This window comes from Aminobacterium sp. UBA4834 (assembly GCF_002400205.1).
GTDB lineage: Bacteria > Synergistota > Synergistia > Synergistales > Aminobacteriaceae > Aminobacterium > Aminobacterium mobile.
In genome coordinates, this window is sequence record NZ_DHFC01000004.1 from 22,025 (window position 1) to 36,174 (window position 14,150).

Genomic DNA, 14,150 nt, shown 5'->3' on the forward strand with positions numbered 1-14,150 from the left:
TCCAAAGAGCCCTATCCCTATTTTTTTCTATAAGGAGGACTCTTCCGAACTTCTGTCCACAAGAGGGGTGGAATACGCCGTCTCCGCATCCCATGGAAAGAGGATCCATGTATCTTGGCTTACCTGAGTAATATAGGTATCTACATAAGAACACCCTTCCGGTTTCGCATATACCGTAGCAAAGTACGCTTTCGGAAGCATTTTCCGCACAACCTGAGCGGTTTTCCCCGTATCCACAAGATCATCGATAATAAGACAATTTTCTCCATCACCCTCGATCTTCTTCAGGATATGGGCCTCCCCTTGAGTCCGAAGGGTATAGCTTGATATACAAACTGTATCTACAACACGAATATTAAGCTCTCTCGCAATAATAGCTGCAGGAATAAGGCCGCCTCGAGCTATACCTATGATTTTGTCCCATTTTCTTGACAAAAGCCTCCACGCAAGAGCCTTACAATCGCGGTGAAGCTGATCCCACGAAACGGGAAATGTTTTATGATACCGATCTTCACTACCCATAACAGATGCCTCCCCGACACTAAGAAATCATAGATATATTACACGTTTTTATTCCAAAATAGATACCCATTCTTTCGTCTCTTCTTTTTAAACCCTTTCCTTTTATTCTTAAAACAGTATAATTGTAAGGGTCAACGCCTTTTAAAACTAGTATTTCTATTATAAAAATTATGGAAAGAGAGGGCATCTAAATGAGAAGAAAGTTTGTGGTAGCATTACTGGCGCTCAGCATGGTCCTCTGCGGAACGGCATTTGCTATGGAGGCTATCCCCGCAGAAAAAACAAACCCTGGTTTTGTCTATATTGGTCCTGTAGGTGATGGCGGATGGACGTATATGCATGATCAGGGACGAAAAGAAATGGAAGAAGCCTTTCCTGGAGTAAAATCCAGTTTTGTCGAGTCAGTACCAGAAGGCCCTGATTCTGCCAGAGTTATGGAAACCTTTATAAGAAATGGATCAAAAGTTATCTTTGCCACTTCCTTTGGATATATGGATTTTGTACAAGAAGTAGCGAAAAAACATCCTGATGTTGTCTTTATGCATTGCTCCGGGTATAAAAGAGCTGATAATGTAGGTATTTATTTTGGTAGAATGTATCAAGCTCGATATCTTTCTGGCTTGGTGGCAGGAAAAATGACAAAGAGTAACGTTGTAGGCTTTGTTGCTGCTCATCCTATTCCGGAAGTAATTCGTGCCATTAATGCTTTTACTCTTGGCGTTCGGAAAGTGAATCCTGAAGCTGTGGTAAAAGTAGTTTGGCTGTTCTCTTGGTTTGACCCCGGTAAAGAAAAGGAAGCCACGAAGGCTCTTATCGACTCTGGGGCCGATGTTATTGGGATGCATGCAGATAGCGGAGCCGCTCCTCAAACAGCGGAAGAGGCCGGGGTTTATGTGGTAGGATACAACAATGACATGAGCCAATATGCCCCCACAAAACACCTTACAGCTCCTATTTGGGATTGGGGAATTGTGTATAAGCATGTGATGGAGCAGGTCACTACCGGCACATGGGAATCTGAGGACATTTGGTGGGGATTAAAAGAAGGCATGGTCAAGCTTGCTCCCTATGGGAAAGATGTTCCAGAAGAGGTTAAGGCCGTTGTAGAAGCAGAGAAAGAGAAAATAATTTCTGGCACATGGGATGTTTTTGATGGCCCTATTAAAGATCAGAGCGGTACAATAAAAGTTGAAGCTGGGCAATCGATTTCTGATGCAGACAAGCTCTCCATGAGCTGGTTCGTTGAAGGTGTAAAGGGAGATATTCCTAAATAAACACTTCAAAGATTAGGGAGGGCGCTTTTGTGGCGCCCTCTTTTTTTTGAAAGAAAGGAAAGGGAGCTATGAACAAAGAAAAGGCTGTTCCTCCACTCGTAGAAATGCAAGGTATTACCAAAGCCTTTGCAGGGGTAACCGCCAACCGAGAGATTGATTTTGATGTATTGTCAGGGGAAGTCCATGCCCTCCTTGGAGAAAATGGGGCCGGGAAGTCTACATTGATGAATATCCTTTATGGGCTCTATCGGCCTGATGCTGGACATATTTTCATTAAAGGGACCCCTTACACTTTTATGTCTCCCAAAGATGCTATCGCAGCCGGTATTGGGATGGTTCATCAACACTTTATGCTTGTCCCAAGCCAGACTGTTTGGGAGAATATGATTCTCGGTTTGGAGGATCTTCCATATATTCTTCCTCGAAATGAAATCCGTGAAAAAATTCGGAACATCTCGTCTCAATATGGCTTGGAAATAGATCCTGACGCTAAAATATGGCAACTTTCAATCGGGGAACAGCAACGAGTTGCCATATTACAAATGCTTTTCCGAAAAGCAAAGGTTTTGATTCTTGACGAACCTACAGCTGTATTGACGCCACAAGAATCTCTCAATCTTTTTAAAACTATTCAACAGATGACAGCGGAAGGTCATGGTATCGTTTTTATATCCCACAAACTCGACGAAGTCCTCTCTCTCTCTGACAGAATTACAATTCTCCGTAAAGGAGAAAAAACTGGAACTGTACAAACATCTCATACATCTAAGGAAGAGCTCGCAGAGTTCATGATGGGGCGAAAAATAGCATTTACTATAAATAAAAGAAGTCAGGCTCCTGGGGAATCCGTGCTAAAAGCCGAAAAAATCTCTATTCTAAACGATCGAGGAATTACTGCTGTCCGCAATCTTTCACTTTCTATTCGAGAACGGGAGATTTTAGGCCTTGCTGGCATCGCCGGAAATGGACAACATGAACTTTGCGAAGCACTGGTAGGGCTCCGTCCTGTTGAGTCAGGGCACATTATAATGAATAATAAGGAGCTGGAGAATCAAACTCCAAAATCTTTTATTTCCAGTGGGATGCGCTATATACCTGCCGACCGCAAAGGCACAGGACTCGTCCCCAATATGGATATTAAAGAGAATTCTATTCTCAAAAAATATTGGAAAAAACCTGTCGCACGAGGTCTTTTGATCAATTGGAAAGTGGTTTTTAAGCAAGCAATAGATCTTGTAAAAAAATACAGTGTCAGTACTCCATCTGTAGAGACGCCGGTGAAAAATTTATCTGGTGGAAATTTGCAAAAACTCATGTTGGGAAGGGAACTAAGCGATGCGCCCAAAGCGCTGGTTGCCGTTCATCCTACATGGGGTCTCGACGTGGCTGCAACACATTTTGTCAGACAACAGATTTTACACGAACGCGATCGAGGAACTGCTATTCTCCTTGTATCAGAAGATCTTGAAGAACTTCTCTCTCTCAGTGATAGATTAGCAGTAATCTTTAAAGGTGAAATCATGGGCATTTTCGATAATCCAGGAGAGGCGACTCCCGAAAAGATAGGACTCATGATGGCTGGGACCCCTCTTCAATTCCTTTTGAAAGAGGTTTAGTTCCATGAAATATTTTAGAGTAGAAAAGAGACTTTCCACCCCCGGTTGGTTTGCTGTCGCTATCCCTCTGTTGGCAATATCTCTTGCCCTTCTCTCTGGGGGTATTTTCCTTTATTTTCTTGGAGTATCTCCACTACAAGCCTATTCCTCCATGTTCAAGGCTTCATTAGGAGATGCATACGGCTTTACGGAAACCATAGTGAAGGCTATCCCCCTTTCCATAGCAGGAGTGGCTGTAACCCTCTCTTTTAAAATGCTTATTTGGAATATTGGGGCGGAAGGCCAGATTTTCATGGGGGCTCTTGCCACAGCAGCAGCAGTACGCTACGCCTTTGTAGATCAGCCTTTTATCATGTTTTGGATTATGTTTGCGGCAGCAGCTTGTGCTGGTGGAATATGGGCTGCATTTGCCGGATATCTCAAGGCTCGTTGGAATGTCAATGAGATCATTACAACTCTTATGCTCAACTACATCGCCATCCATTTGGTAGATTTCTTTGTGTATGGTCCCTGGCGAGATCCAGCCAGCCTCGGTTTTCCCATGACAGCCCCTTTCCCAGATGCTGCTCGTTTGCCCCTTTATGGGAATACCCGAGTACATCTCGGCTTCTTAATAGCGATTGTTTTTGCCATGCTCTTCTGGGCTATTCTGAAATGGACTCGATGGGGATATGAGATTCGCGTTATTGGAGAAAATCCCAGAGCAGCCAGTTTTGCTGGAATCAATTATCTTCAGAACGTATTAATTATTATGTTCATATCTGGTGCCCTGGCCGGGTTGGCAGGCATGTGTGAAATAGCTGGGCTCCAAGGGAGGCTTCAACATGGTTTCTCTGCTGGATTTGGGTATACTGCCATTATCGTAGCGTGGCTATCAAGATTGAATCCCTTAGCGGTTTTACTCGTTTCTTTCCTGATAGGAGCTATGCTTGTAGGGGGAGAAACCCTTCAAATAGTGATGAGGCTCCCTCTGTCGAGCATACTCGTTTTACAGGGGTTACTTCTTTTCTTTGTTCTCGGCGGGGAATTTTTCAGAAAATATCGAGTGCGTCTTGTTTCGAGGGGAGACAATTAATATGGAGATTCTTATTCCTATTCTTACCGCAGCCGTGCGAAGTGGTACGCCTATTCTCTATGCCACTCTGGGAGAAATTGTTACAGAAAAGGCAGGAATTCTTAATCTAGGGTTAGAAGGCATTATGCTCGTAGGTGCTTATACGGGCTTTGCTGTCACATACCATTTGGGCAGCCCTTGGCTTGGAGTGGTCATGGCTTTTGTCGTAGGCGCATTGTTATCTCTCATCCATGCCTTCATTTCTATTACAATGAAGGGGAATCAGGTCGTAAGCGGTCTGGCTCTTACTATGTTTGGAACTGGTGCAAGCTCCCTTCTTGGTCGCTCATATATAGGATTCACTATTGAAGGGCTTAATAAAATTCCCTTGCCCGGCCTATCCCAAATACCTATTATTGGGCCCGTTCTCTTTAACAACGATGCCCTTATTTATGGTTCTTTCATATTAGTGTTTTTTCTTTATTGGTTTTTTCTTCGTACTCGCAACGGATTAAATCTAAGAGCGGTAGGAGATAACCCGCAGGCAGCTGATGCCATGGGCATTAGCGTAGATAAAACGCGGTACCTCTACACCCTTATTGGTGGCGGTATTGTCGCAGTAGGTGGAGCCTATATGTCTATAGCATACACAAAAATGTGGGCAGAGCTTATGACTGCCGGTCGCGGATGGATCGCTGTGGCTCTTGTTATTTTTGCTATCTGGAACCCTATGAGGGCAGCTTTGGGAGCATATCTCTTCGGAGGAGTAGAAGCCTTCCAGCTTCGCCTTCAAGCTGCCGGAACCAGTATCCCTACTCCGTTGCTCATGATGCTTCCTTATATATTGACAATTGTGGTATTATTTTTTATCTCTGTAAGTCAAGGGAAGGGGATTCTGTTTGGAGCACCTTCCTCTCTGGGGCAACCATTCTTTAGAGAAGAAAGGGATTAATTTATTTTGAGCCTATTTTGGGGCAACATACCAGCTGCAGGAAGCATTATTAATAGCGTAGCCGTTATAGCAGGAAGTATTGCCGGGCTTTTACTTCGCTCTCGCCTGCCTAAGCGTTATATTGAAATGGCTTTCCAGGTTCTGGGTCTCTTCACCCTTTTCCTCGGTTTCTTTATGGCCCAGAAGACATCGAACTTTCTGATCCTTATTTTTAGCATGGTCGGAGGCGCCTTGATTGGAGAGGCAATCAATCTGGACAAGGCATTTAGCCGATTTTCAGAGAGGATCAGCGAGAAATTCCGAACAAGTGGCGAGAGTGTCGCTCAAGGTTTTCTCACGGCGAGTCTGCTCTTTTGCATGGGATCCATGGCGATTCTGGGGGCAATAGAAGAAGGGTTAGGACACTACCCCAACTTGCTTATCACTAAATCTTTTATGGATGGCATATCTTCTATCGCTCTTTCTGCATCTTTGGGAAGCGGAGTCCTTATAGCATCTATTCCTGTCCTTCTCTATCAAGGGGGAATAACTCTTCTTGCCGGGCATCTTCAGCCCTATCTATCAGAAGCAATTATTAACGAAGTAACGGCAGCTGGGGGACTCATGCTCATAGCTCTCGGCATTTCCATTCTGGACATTCGTCGTTTCAGAGTGGCCAATATGTTGCCTGCTCTCTTGGTAGCAGGAGTACTTGCCTCTGTATTTTGCAAGTAGCATCTGTATGGGAACATTAAAGGGGAAATATCGTTAGTATCATTCCGAAATAAATTTCGATATTCATAAGAATATAAAATCCGTCGCATTCCCCTAAAAGGGGCACGACGGATTTTTATTTTTCATGACAGTTCGAGAAGACGCGGGATAAGGGTCGTTATAGAAGGGAACGTAATGATGAGCAACAGCACAAGCAATGCCACCCCTATAAAGGGCCATATATATTTGAAGACATCTCCCAATTCAACTCCACCAACAGCAGCCACTATATAATTACACGCCCCCATAGGAGGAGTGATAAGGGCAATGGTTACATTCAATGTCATTACCACGCCAAAATGGAGGGGATCAATGCCGGCCTTTGCAGCAAGAGGTGCAAAGATAGGGGTGAGAAGCGTCAACGTCGAGACCTCTTCCATAAACATGCCAATAGGGAAAATAATAGCAGAGAGGACCATCATAAGGAGCCAAGGGTTTTCTATGAGACCCGATTGTATCACCATACCCGCAAAACGTTGGGGAACCTGCTCCCACTTCAATATCCAGCCAATCACCGTCGCCGCCCCCATAATCAAAAAGATGGAGCTCGTCATACGGACCGTTTCATAAATAGATTCCCCTATGTCTCTCCATGTCAATTTTCGAGTGTAAAGGGAACCAGCCACTATGCAATAAGCCACTCCTAAGGCTCCAGACTCTGTGGGTGTTACAATTCCTGTTACAATACCGCCAATAATAATGAGGGGAGCCACCAAACCAATACAGGAACGCCGTAAAATCTCTTTTCCTTGAGAACGAATCTCTCTAAAATCAGAAACAGGCATTCCATGTTTTATGGAATAAAAATAGTTCATAATCATAAAGGCACCACCGAGTACGATCCCCGGGAGAATGCCGGCAGCAAAAAGTCCTCCAATAGATGTATTTGTCATGGTGGCGTAAATAACCATAAAAATACTCGGGGGAATAATAGGACCTATTAAAGAACTACTCGCTGTCAGACCAGCCGAATAAGCAGGGGGAAAACCATCTTTAATCATGGCTGGAATAAGTATGGATCCTAGTGCCGAAGCATCTGCAGCAGCAGAACCATTAACACCTGCGAGAATAATGCCACCCACCACGTTCACGTAGCCAAGTCCTCCCCGTACTGACCCTACCAAAAGTCGACTTAAATCAAGAAGACGGTCAGTGAGACCAGAGCGGTTCATAAGAATTCCTGTCCAAATAAAGAACGGGATGGCCATGAGGGAAAAGACATCCATACCGCCATAGAATTGCTGAGCAATAACACGGCAAAGAGACCAATCCCCTAAAACAACGACGCCCAGAAAGGCCGCCCCCAACAACGAAAGATAGAGAGGGAACCCTATCACCATCATGATGAAAAAAGCGCAGAGCATAAAAAGGACCATTAGTTCTGACCACCATTCCTTATAGATCGGAAGAGAAAAAGCGATGTCTCTGCCAACAGAAGAGCACAACCTACTGGAACAGAGAGGAGAGGGACAGTTTTAGGGATATTAAGAGCCATAGTCCGCATTCCCCATATTTTAATAGCATTAATGCTGCCAAGATAGACCATGGCACCTAGCACTAAAAGAGTGATGATCCCTTGAAAGAACTTTATAATTCGCTGAAATTTTTGAGGTAACCGGGGAGTGACAAAATCAACAACCATATGATCGCCATGACAAAGAGCTCCTGTAGCTCCCACCATCACAAGCCATACTAGGGAAAAGCGGGCAACCTCTTCAGTCCATATAGCAGAGCTTTTCATGATATATCGCATGAAGATACCTAAGAGAACATCTCCCACGTTTATAACAAGAAGAGCCCCCGCACTCCAAGCGCTAAAACGCTCTAATCGAAAGATCCATTTTTCAGAGAACGTATGAATATCAGCAGTCATAACAGCAGCAACCCTATCTCTCTAATGTCCTGCAGCTTCAGTATTCGCATTTCTAGCACTTTCAAGAGCCAGATCTAACCATTCTCTAGAGAGCTTTGTTTTAAGCCATTCCAGATATGCCGGGATAGCCTTATCTCTAAAAACTTCCATCTCATCTTCTGTAGGAGTATAGACTTCCATCCCTCGCTCTTGAAGAAACTGAATATCCTTAAAATCTTGAGCTTCCACTGCTTCTCTATTCATCATATTAGCTTGACGAGAGGCTTCCTGAATAATAGACCGCTGCTCTTCACTAAGCGACTCAAAAAGATCCCCATTTATAACGAGAAACTGATCTGAATATTGAATATTGGCTAAAGTCAGGTATTTTTGTACTTCGTATAAACTCCCCATTTTAATATACATGGCCGGGTTCATCTGACCATCTACTACACCTGTCTTTAATGCCATGTAGAGCTCTGTCCATGGTATCGGGGTACCGCTGGCGCTAAAAGATTTATAGAGAGTAATCTGGCCTTCATCCATGCCTCTAAATTTAAGGCCCTCAAAATCTTTCGGCGATTGAAGTGCTTTTTTCGAGTTTGTGAAGGCGAGAAACCCCCCTTCCTCCACTACTTCCAGCAATATAGCTCCTGTACGATTTTGAAACTCTTTGCGAGCCTTGTCCCAAAATAACCCTTTGTCAAAAAAAGAGTGTGCCGCCTGATAACTATTAAACATAAAAGGTACCGCCGTAGCATAAATTTCTGGGAAAAGAGGAGCAACTCCACCAAAAGATGCGATATTCATAATAGGTTGATTCATTCCATCTCGGGTCAGAAGCTCCATGCGCTCTTCCTCGTTCCCAAGCTGACTATCGGGGTATAACTGTATCGACAGAGTTCCCTTGCTCTCCTCTTCCACCATAGATTTAAAATGAACTGCAAAAAGATGGACCGCATTGTTTTCTTCATCTGCCGGCCCGTTATAAGATAGTTTTATATTTTGAGCTGCTGCCGTAGCTGTCAGAGAAAAGAGAAACACGCATACAGCCACACCTCGCAACAGACCTTTCATTCCATGGTACATGCCTGACACTCCTTCCTATATTCTTTATAACGAAACGATCACTCTCTGACCTGCCCGTTCCCATAGATAATGAACTTCGTTGATGTAAGCTGTTCCACTCCCATGGGCCCTCGCGCGTGAAGTTTTTGCGTGCTAATCCCCATCTCTGCTCCGAACCCAAAAACTCCACCATCTGTAAAACGAGTAGAGGCATTAACATATACTGCAGCAGCATCAATTCCGTTAAGAAATGCTTGAGCATTTGTATAGCTCTCTGTAAGGATAGCCTCGCTATGTCCTGTACCATAATTCGCGATATGATTCATAGCTTCTTCTATATTGTCTACGATCTTTACCGCGAGAATGAGATCTAAATATTCAGTGCTCCAATCCTTCTCCGTAGCCGATACGGCTTGAGAATATAAGCGACAAACCGCTTTGTCTCCTCGTATTTCCACCCCTTGCTCTCTAAGAGCCGTCAATGCTTGAGGGATAAAAAGAGGGGCAATATTTTTATGGACCAACATAGTTTCCATAGCATTACAAACTGAAGGACGCTGCACCTTAGCGTTCACCACAATGGGAATTGCCTTCTCTATATTTGCCGTTTCGTCAACAAAAATATGACAATTCCCCATGCCCGTCATAATAAAAGGAACCGTGGCATTTTCCAACACGGCCAGTTTCAGCCCCTTCCCTCCCCGGGGAATGAGGACATCTACATATTCGTTCATCTTCATGAGCATAGTGGTAGCCTGGCGATCAGGACTTTCAATAAGAGAAATCGCCCCTTGGGGAATGCCGGCAGAAAAGGCTGCTTGGGAAAGTATGGAAGCAATAGCAATATTAGAATGCAATGCTTCTTTACCTCCCCTTAGAATGACGGCATTACCCGCTTTCAAACAAAGTCCTGCCGCATCAGCTGTAACGTTAGGGCGAGACTCATAAATAATGCCTATAACCCCTAATGGAACTCGTACCCTCCCCACCCGGAGGCCTTTTTCCGCCGTCCACATTCCTAAAACTTCTCCAACCGGATCACGAAGGGCAGCAATCTCCTCCAATCCCAAGGCCATCGCCTCTACGCGTTTCTCGTTCAATGTAAGGCGCTCGATAAGAGCTGACGTAAGTCCTGCTTCTCGCCCTGCCTCTATATCTTTATGATTGGCCAGGAGTATTTCTTTCTTATGATCTCGAAGAGCCTGAGCCATTAAAAATAAAGCCCGATTTTTCTGATCCCCTGTAGCTGTCGCCAGAAAACGAGCTGCACATCGAGCTACTCGTCCCATTTCTAACAACGTATCTTTTATTTCCATTCGTCTCCCTCCTTAAATAAGGGCTAGATTATTGCGATGAACCACTTCATCATAATCAATGCTTCCAAGAAGTTCACCTATCTCATCTGTATGATGTCCCGCTATAATGGAGATTTCATCGGCAGAAAAATTCACCATTCCCCTTGCTATTTCCGAACCTTCGGGACTGATAATAGAAACCACATCCCCTCGGGAAAAACCCCCTTCTACCTCCACCACTCCCGAAGGAAGCAAGCTTTTCCCTCTTTTAAGGATAGCCTCTACAGCCCCTTGGTCAATGACAATAGAACCATGTGGCGAGCTACCAAAAGCAATCCACTGTTTTCTCCCCTGAACTGGCTCTCTTGAAGGGACAAAAAGAGTTCCAAGAGATTCTCCTGCAACAATACGGCGAAGCACATTTTGTTCTTTATTGTTTGCAATAACCATGGGGATGCCAGACGTCATGGCAATTTTTGCCGCAGTAAGCTTCGTAAACATCCCCCCGCTGGAAAGTTTGCTCCCACGAGATCGGGAATGAGCTATCATGTTATTGGTAATTTCCGATACTACTGGAAGAAGCTGAGCATCAGGGTTCGTTCGAGGATCATCACTATAAAGCCCGTCTATGTCAGATAGAATAATTAAGAGATCTGCGTCGATAAGGCAAGCTACTAAAGCCGAAAGAGTATCGTTATCCCCAAACTTTATTTCATCGACCGCTACCGTATCGTTCTCGTTAATAATAGGGATTACACCAAAATCAAGAAGGGTCAGAAGGGTATGTCTGGCATTAAGATAACGAAGCCGGTTAGCAAAAACATCTCTCGTGAGCAACACCTGAGCTACAGTTTTCCCATATTCAGAAAAAAACTTCTCATACATATGCATCAATCGACCCTGCCCAATAGCAGCCAAAGCCTGTTTTTCCGGTATTGTTTTAGGACGATCAGGGAAATGTATCTTCCCTACCCCAGCGCCTACAGCCCCTGAACTTATAAGGCTGACATTCCTGTCGTCGCTGTGAAGGTCAGACACCTCCCTCGCCAGATTCTCCAACCTGAGGAGGTTAAGTTTTCCCGAATCATGAGTCACCGAGCTTGTGCCTACTTTTATTACAACTCGATGGCAATTTCGAAGTTTCTCTCGCTGTATCATTTCTCTTCACCCCACACTAAAACTTTTCCTTTAACAATTTAATAGTAACAGTTCTTTTAAAAAGAACGCCTCTCATAATACATCTCTCGATCGGAAATTCCCTAGGCCAAAACCAACACAAATATCAGGAGGGAAAGAAGCCTCTGGAGGTAGGATTCTAGATAAAAATAATAATAATATAAGGGGAAACTCACGAAAATATGACAATATGTATCACAATCCTTCATCATTCTCTAACCCTTATATTTAAAAAATCACCTAACTGTCTATACTCAGAGCTCTCGATTTTTTGTTGTTCCGCTATAGCGACATAAAAATTTTGTACTTTCCATAAGTTTATATCCCACCTTCGACTTCGAACAAATCCAAGCATTTTGGTCATCCGGCGAAGGGATACTTGCTTCTCGCCGTCTCCTCCTTCTACAAATTGCAACATTTCTCGCTCTAGCCTGTCCCGAATATGGTGCAGGAAACTGTTAAAGTCTAACACGACTCCCCACGTTTGGGCCTGATCAAGATAATCTGCTATACGATCTATATCTGGCTCCTCTTTCTTTATAGATCGTCTGAGTTCTCCATTAAGGACAACTTCTGCTGCTCTAAGCAATGCTTCCGGAGGAGACATCCTAATAAGCCCCATAAAATCCAACAACCCCTCGTAATTTCGAACCACAGAGGCAAGATATGTTTCAATATTAGCTACGTCTCTCTCTATAATCTGGTGAATGATTCTTCTCTGTCCGTCCCGAAAAAGATGGCGCAAAGAGTAGGTCCTATGCCCAAAGAGCTCTACAAAAACTTTATCTGCCTCCTCAGGGAACCCCCTTTGAATCTCAGCCATCCATTGTCTGTTCATATCTTCGTTTATAAAATTTCTTACCCCGCATAAAACTTTGTGACCTCCTTTATAGTAGGACGCAAAAAATATGTCTTGCTTTTCGTCCGTTATAACGTATGTTAAGGAGGCTTGCCCCATACAAAGAGATTCCTCCCCCTTTTCAAGAGAAAAGAGTGTGCTCGGAAATATCCTGTAATCGTAGAGCGTTACAGCTAGAGAACGTTTTCGAATGGGCTCAAAGAGCGCTTGCACAGCATAATGGGCTCCAACCCGTAAAAAGTCAACATAAAGGGGAAAAACAAAAATTTCAAAGACCTTACGACCATTTCTAAACTCACGAATATTGCTTAAGGCTCCCTCCAGACGAGAAAGAAAGGGCTCCGAAATTTCTTCCCCAGAAAGGTCCTGATATAAAGAAAGAGCATGATACGCATAAAGAAGTACCTGCAAAGATTCAATACCAGAGATATCATCAAAAAACCAACCGCAACTAGTGTACATAAAAAGAGCGCTTCGCTCCATTTCTAAAAGCTTTACCGCCCTCACTTTTTCTTCCCTCGTAAGTTCCCGCCAAGCAAAGGATTTTAAAAGTTCCTCCCTTTTTGGAGTATTTGCCGATGAGAAAAAATCGCCACAAAGCTCTCGAATCTTCCAGGGATCTTTAAAAAAACGAGCTCCCTCCCTTTCAAAGTAAGCATCGATCTCCTTTCGGAGCCAATCCAAAGATTGCCGTAGAGGTTGTCTCCACTGCTGATGCCAATCCGGATGTGCACCGCTTTTGCACCCACAATCCCTTCTCCATCTCTCAACTCCATGCACGCAACTCCACGAAGTATTCTCTTGAATTTTTACTTCCCATTGAGGAGGGAATTTTTTCAGATATTCACCATAAACTGTTAAGCGGACTTCATCATTTTTTTCGAAACGGTGAAGACACCAAGCGAGAGCCATATCTCCATATTTATGATGATGCCCAAAAGTCTCGCCGTCTGTGGCTATATGAGCTAACGCCCCTTCCCCTCTACTAGCAATAGAATTAACAAGTTTTTGAGCAAATGCCTCTCCGTTAGACAACAATGTGCCAAAAGCTATTTCATGTGCTAGGCTTCCATTGTAAAAAAATAATGCGATAGACCGTCCAGAAGGAAGCTCGCATTTATAGACGCGAGACGTATCCAGAGTTTTTTCAAGGGGATACTCCCACATAGCTCCTATACGTCTCCAGGCCTGAACCTGATGGGGAGCTAATATGGTGAAAAGAATCCCTTCCCCTGCCATGACTTCAAGAGTTTCTATATCTACCGCCGTTTCAGGAAGCCACATGCCCTCAGGGAAGCGACCAAAACGACGGGTGAAATCTTGAATTCCCCAGAGTACCTGCGTAATTTTGTCTCGCTTCGAAGCTAAAGGCATAATCATGTGATTGTAAACCTGTGCTATAGCTGGACCGTGCCCTGCATAGCGAACCTGTCCTCGTCGATCTGCATCCAAAATGGCTTGATATGTTTCAGGGTCATGGCGCTCCATCCAAGAGAGAAGTGTCGGACCAAAATTAAAACTCATTCGCTCGTAGTTCGACATAATTTTTACTATTTTCCCACCGTCACCTAAAATCCTAGCAGCCCTGTTAGGAGCATAACATTCGGCTGCTACTCGTTCATTCCAATCGTGCCAAGGCAACGCTGACTCCTGAATTTCCACATCTCCTAGCCAAGGATTTTCCCGAGGTGGCTGGTAAAAATGTCCATGAATACAAATGTATTTCATT

Annotated in this window: 12 protein-coding genes; 5 read left to right on the top strand and 7 right to left on the bottom strand. The window is 44.1% G+C overall.

The window, feature by feature from the left end; translation table 11 throughout:
- Window positions 1–27 precede the first annotated feature (27 nt).
- Window positions 28–522 (bottom strand): xanthine phosphoribosyltransferase, encoded by a 495-nt coding sequence (gene gpt / locus B3L97_RS02020; RefSeq protein ID WP_024822907.1) that lies wholly within the window; start codon window positions 520–522, stop codon window positions 28–30.
- A gap of 191 nt (window positions 523–713) precedes the next feature.
- On the opposite strand from gpt, the gene B3L97_RS02025 reads away from it, so the two are divergent.
- The 5 genes from B3L97_RS02025 to B3L97_RS02045 all read left to right on the top strand — a co-directional run bounded on the left by B3L97_RS02025 (window position 714) and on the right by B3L97_RS02045 (window position 6,132).
- Window positions 714–1,796 carry a BMP family ABC transporter substrate-binding protein gene (locus B3L97_RS02025; RefSeq protein ID WP_286933476.1) on the top strand — a complete coding sequence of 361 codons (1,083 nt, stop codon included), beginning with the start codon at window positions 714–716 and terminating at the stop codon, window positions 1,794–1,796.
- Between the two features lie 68 nt (window positions 1,797–1,864).
- Window positions 1,865–3,412, top strand: a complete 1,548-nt coding sequence (locus B3L97_RS02030; RefSeq protein WP_286933478.1) for an ABC transporter ATP-binding protein — start codon at window positions 1,865–1,867, stop codon at window positions 3,410–3,412.
- A 4-nt stretch (window positions 3,413–3,416) separates the two neighbouring features.
- Entirely contained in the window at window positions 3,417–4,487 is a 1,071-nt protein-coding gene (locus tag B3L97_RS02035; protein ID WP_024822904.1) for an ABC transporter permease, read from the top strand.
- 1 nt (window position 4,488) lies between these two features.
- Complete coding sequence (locus B3L97_RS02040) at window positions 4,489–5,418, top strand: ABC transporter permease (RefSeq protein ID WP_286846168.1); 930 nt, start codon at window positions 4,489–4,491, stop codon at window positions 5,416–5,418.
- A 6-nt stretch (window positions 5,419–5,424) separates the two neighbouring features.
- Window positions 5,425–6,132: a DUF554 domain-containing protein gene (locus B3L97_RS02045; RefSeq protein WP_286846169.1), complete on the top strand. Its 708-nt coding sequence runs from the start codon at window positions 5,425–5,427 to the stop codon at window positions 6,130–6,132.
- 122 nt (window positions 6,133–6,254) lie between these two features.
- On the opposite strand, the gene B3L97_RS02050 is transcribed toward B3L97_RS02045, so the two are convergent.
- The 6 genes from B3L97_RS02050 to B3L97_RS02075 form a co-directional block, all read right to left on the bottom strand.
- On the bottom strand, window positions 6,255–7,547 hold the full coding sequence (locus B3L97_RS02050) for a TRAP transporter large permease (protein ID WP_286933482.1): 1,293 nt from the start codon (window positions 7,545–7,547) through the stop codon (window positions 6,255–6,257).
- Complete coding sequence (locus tag B3L97_RS02055; RefSeq protein ID WP_286846172.1) at window positions 7,547–8,044, bottom strand: TRAP transporter small permease; 498 nt, start codon at window positions 8,042–8,044, stop codon at window positions 7,547–7,549. The genes B3L97_RS02050 and B3L97_RS02055 overlap by 1 nt, the downstream gene beginning before the upstream one ends.
- 21 nt (window positions 8,045–8,065) lie before the next feature.
- Complete coding sequence (dctP, locus tag B3L97_RS02060) at window positions 8,066–9,112, bottom strand: TRAP transporter substrate-binding protein DctP (protein ID WP_286933485.1); 1,047 nt, start codon at window positions 9,110–9,112, stop codon at window positions 8,066–8,068.
- A 38-nt stretch (window positions 9,113–9,150) separates the two neighbouring features.
- The gene (locus B3L97_RS02065) at window positions 9,151–10,407 is read right to left on the bottom strand and encodes a glutamate-5-semialdehyde dehydrogenase (RefSeq protein ID WP_286933487.1); all 1,257 of its coding nucleotides are present in this window, start codon (window positions 10,405–10,407) and stop codon (window positions 9,151–9,153) included.
- A gap of 12 nt (window positions 10,408–10,419) precedes the next feature.
- A complete protein-coding gene (proB, locus tag B3L97_RS02070; protein ID WP_286933504.1) occupies window positions 10,420–11,544 on the bottom strand; it encodes a glutamate 5-kinase in 1,125 nt (374 codons plus the stop codon).
- Between the two features lie 226 nt (window positions 11,545–11,770).
- Window positions 11,771–14,149: a DUF3536 domain-containing protein gene (locus B3L97_RS02075; RefSeq protein WP_286933509.1), complete on the bottom strand. Its 2,379-nt coding sequence runs from the start codon at window positions 14,147–14,149 to the stop codon at window positions 11,771–11,773.
- Window position 14,150: the final 1 nt, after the last annotated feature.

Bases quoted from the DNA above. Each gene is read 5' to 3' on its own strand.
- B3L97_RS02035 (WP_024822904.1), top strand. From the start codon at position 3,417: ATGAAATATTTTAGAGTAGAAAAGAGACTTTCCACCCCCGGTTGGTTT.
- proB (WP_286933504.1), bottom strand. From the start codon at position 11,544: ATGATACAGCGAGAGAAACTTCGAAATTGCCATCGAGTTGTAATAAAA.
- B3L97_RS02055 (WP_286846172.1), bottom strand. From the start codon at position 8,044: ATGACTGCTGATATTCATACGTTCTCTGAAAAATGGATCTTTCGATTA.
- gpt (WP_024822907.1), bottom strand. From the start codon at position 522: ATGGGTAGTGAAGATCGGTATCATAAAACATTTCCCGTTTCGTGGGAT.
- B3L97_RS02040 (WP_286846168.1), top strand. From the start codon at position 4,489: ATGGAGATTCTTATTCCTATTCTTACCGCAGCCGTGCGAAGTGGTACG.
- B3L97_RS02025 (WP_286933476.1), top strand. From the start codon at position 714: ATGAGAAGAAAGTTTGTGGTAGCATTACTGGCGCTCAGCATGGTCCTC.
- B3L97_RS02050 (WP_286933482.1), bottom strand. From the start codon at position 7,547: ATGGTCCTTTTTATGCTCTGCGCTTTTTTCATCATGATGGTGATAGGG.
- B3L97_RS02065 (WP_286933487.1), bottom strand. From the start codon at position 10,407: ATGGAAATAAAAGATACGTTGTTAGAAATGGGACGAGTAGCTCGATGT.
- B3L97_RS02075 (WP_286933509.1), bottom strand. From the start codon at position 14,149: ATGAAATACATTTGTATTCATGGACATTTTTACCAGCCACCTCGGGAA.
- B3L97_RS02030 (WP_286933478.1), top strand. From the start codon at position 1,865: ATGAACAAAGAAAAGGCTGTTCCTCCACTCGTAGAAATGCAAGGTATT.
- dctP (WP_286933485.1), bottom strand. From the start codon at position 9,112: ATGTACCATGGAATGAAAGGTCTGTTGCGAGGTGTGGCTGTATGCGTG.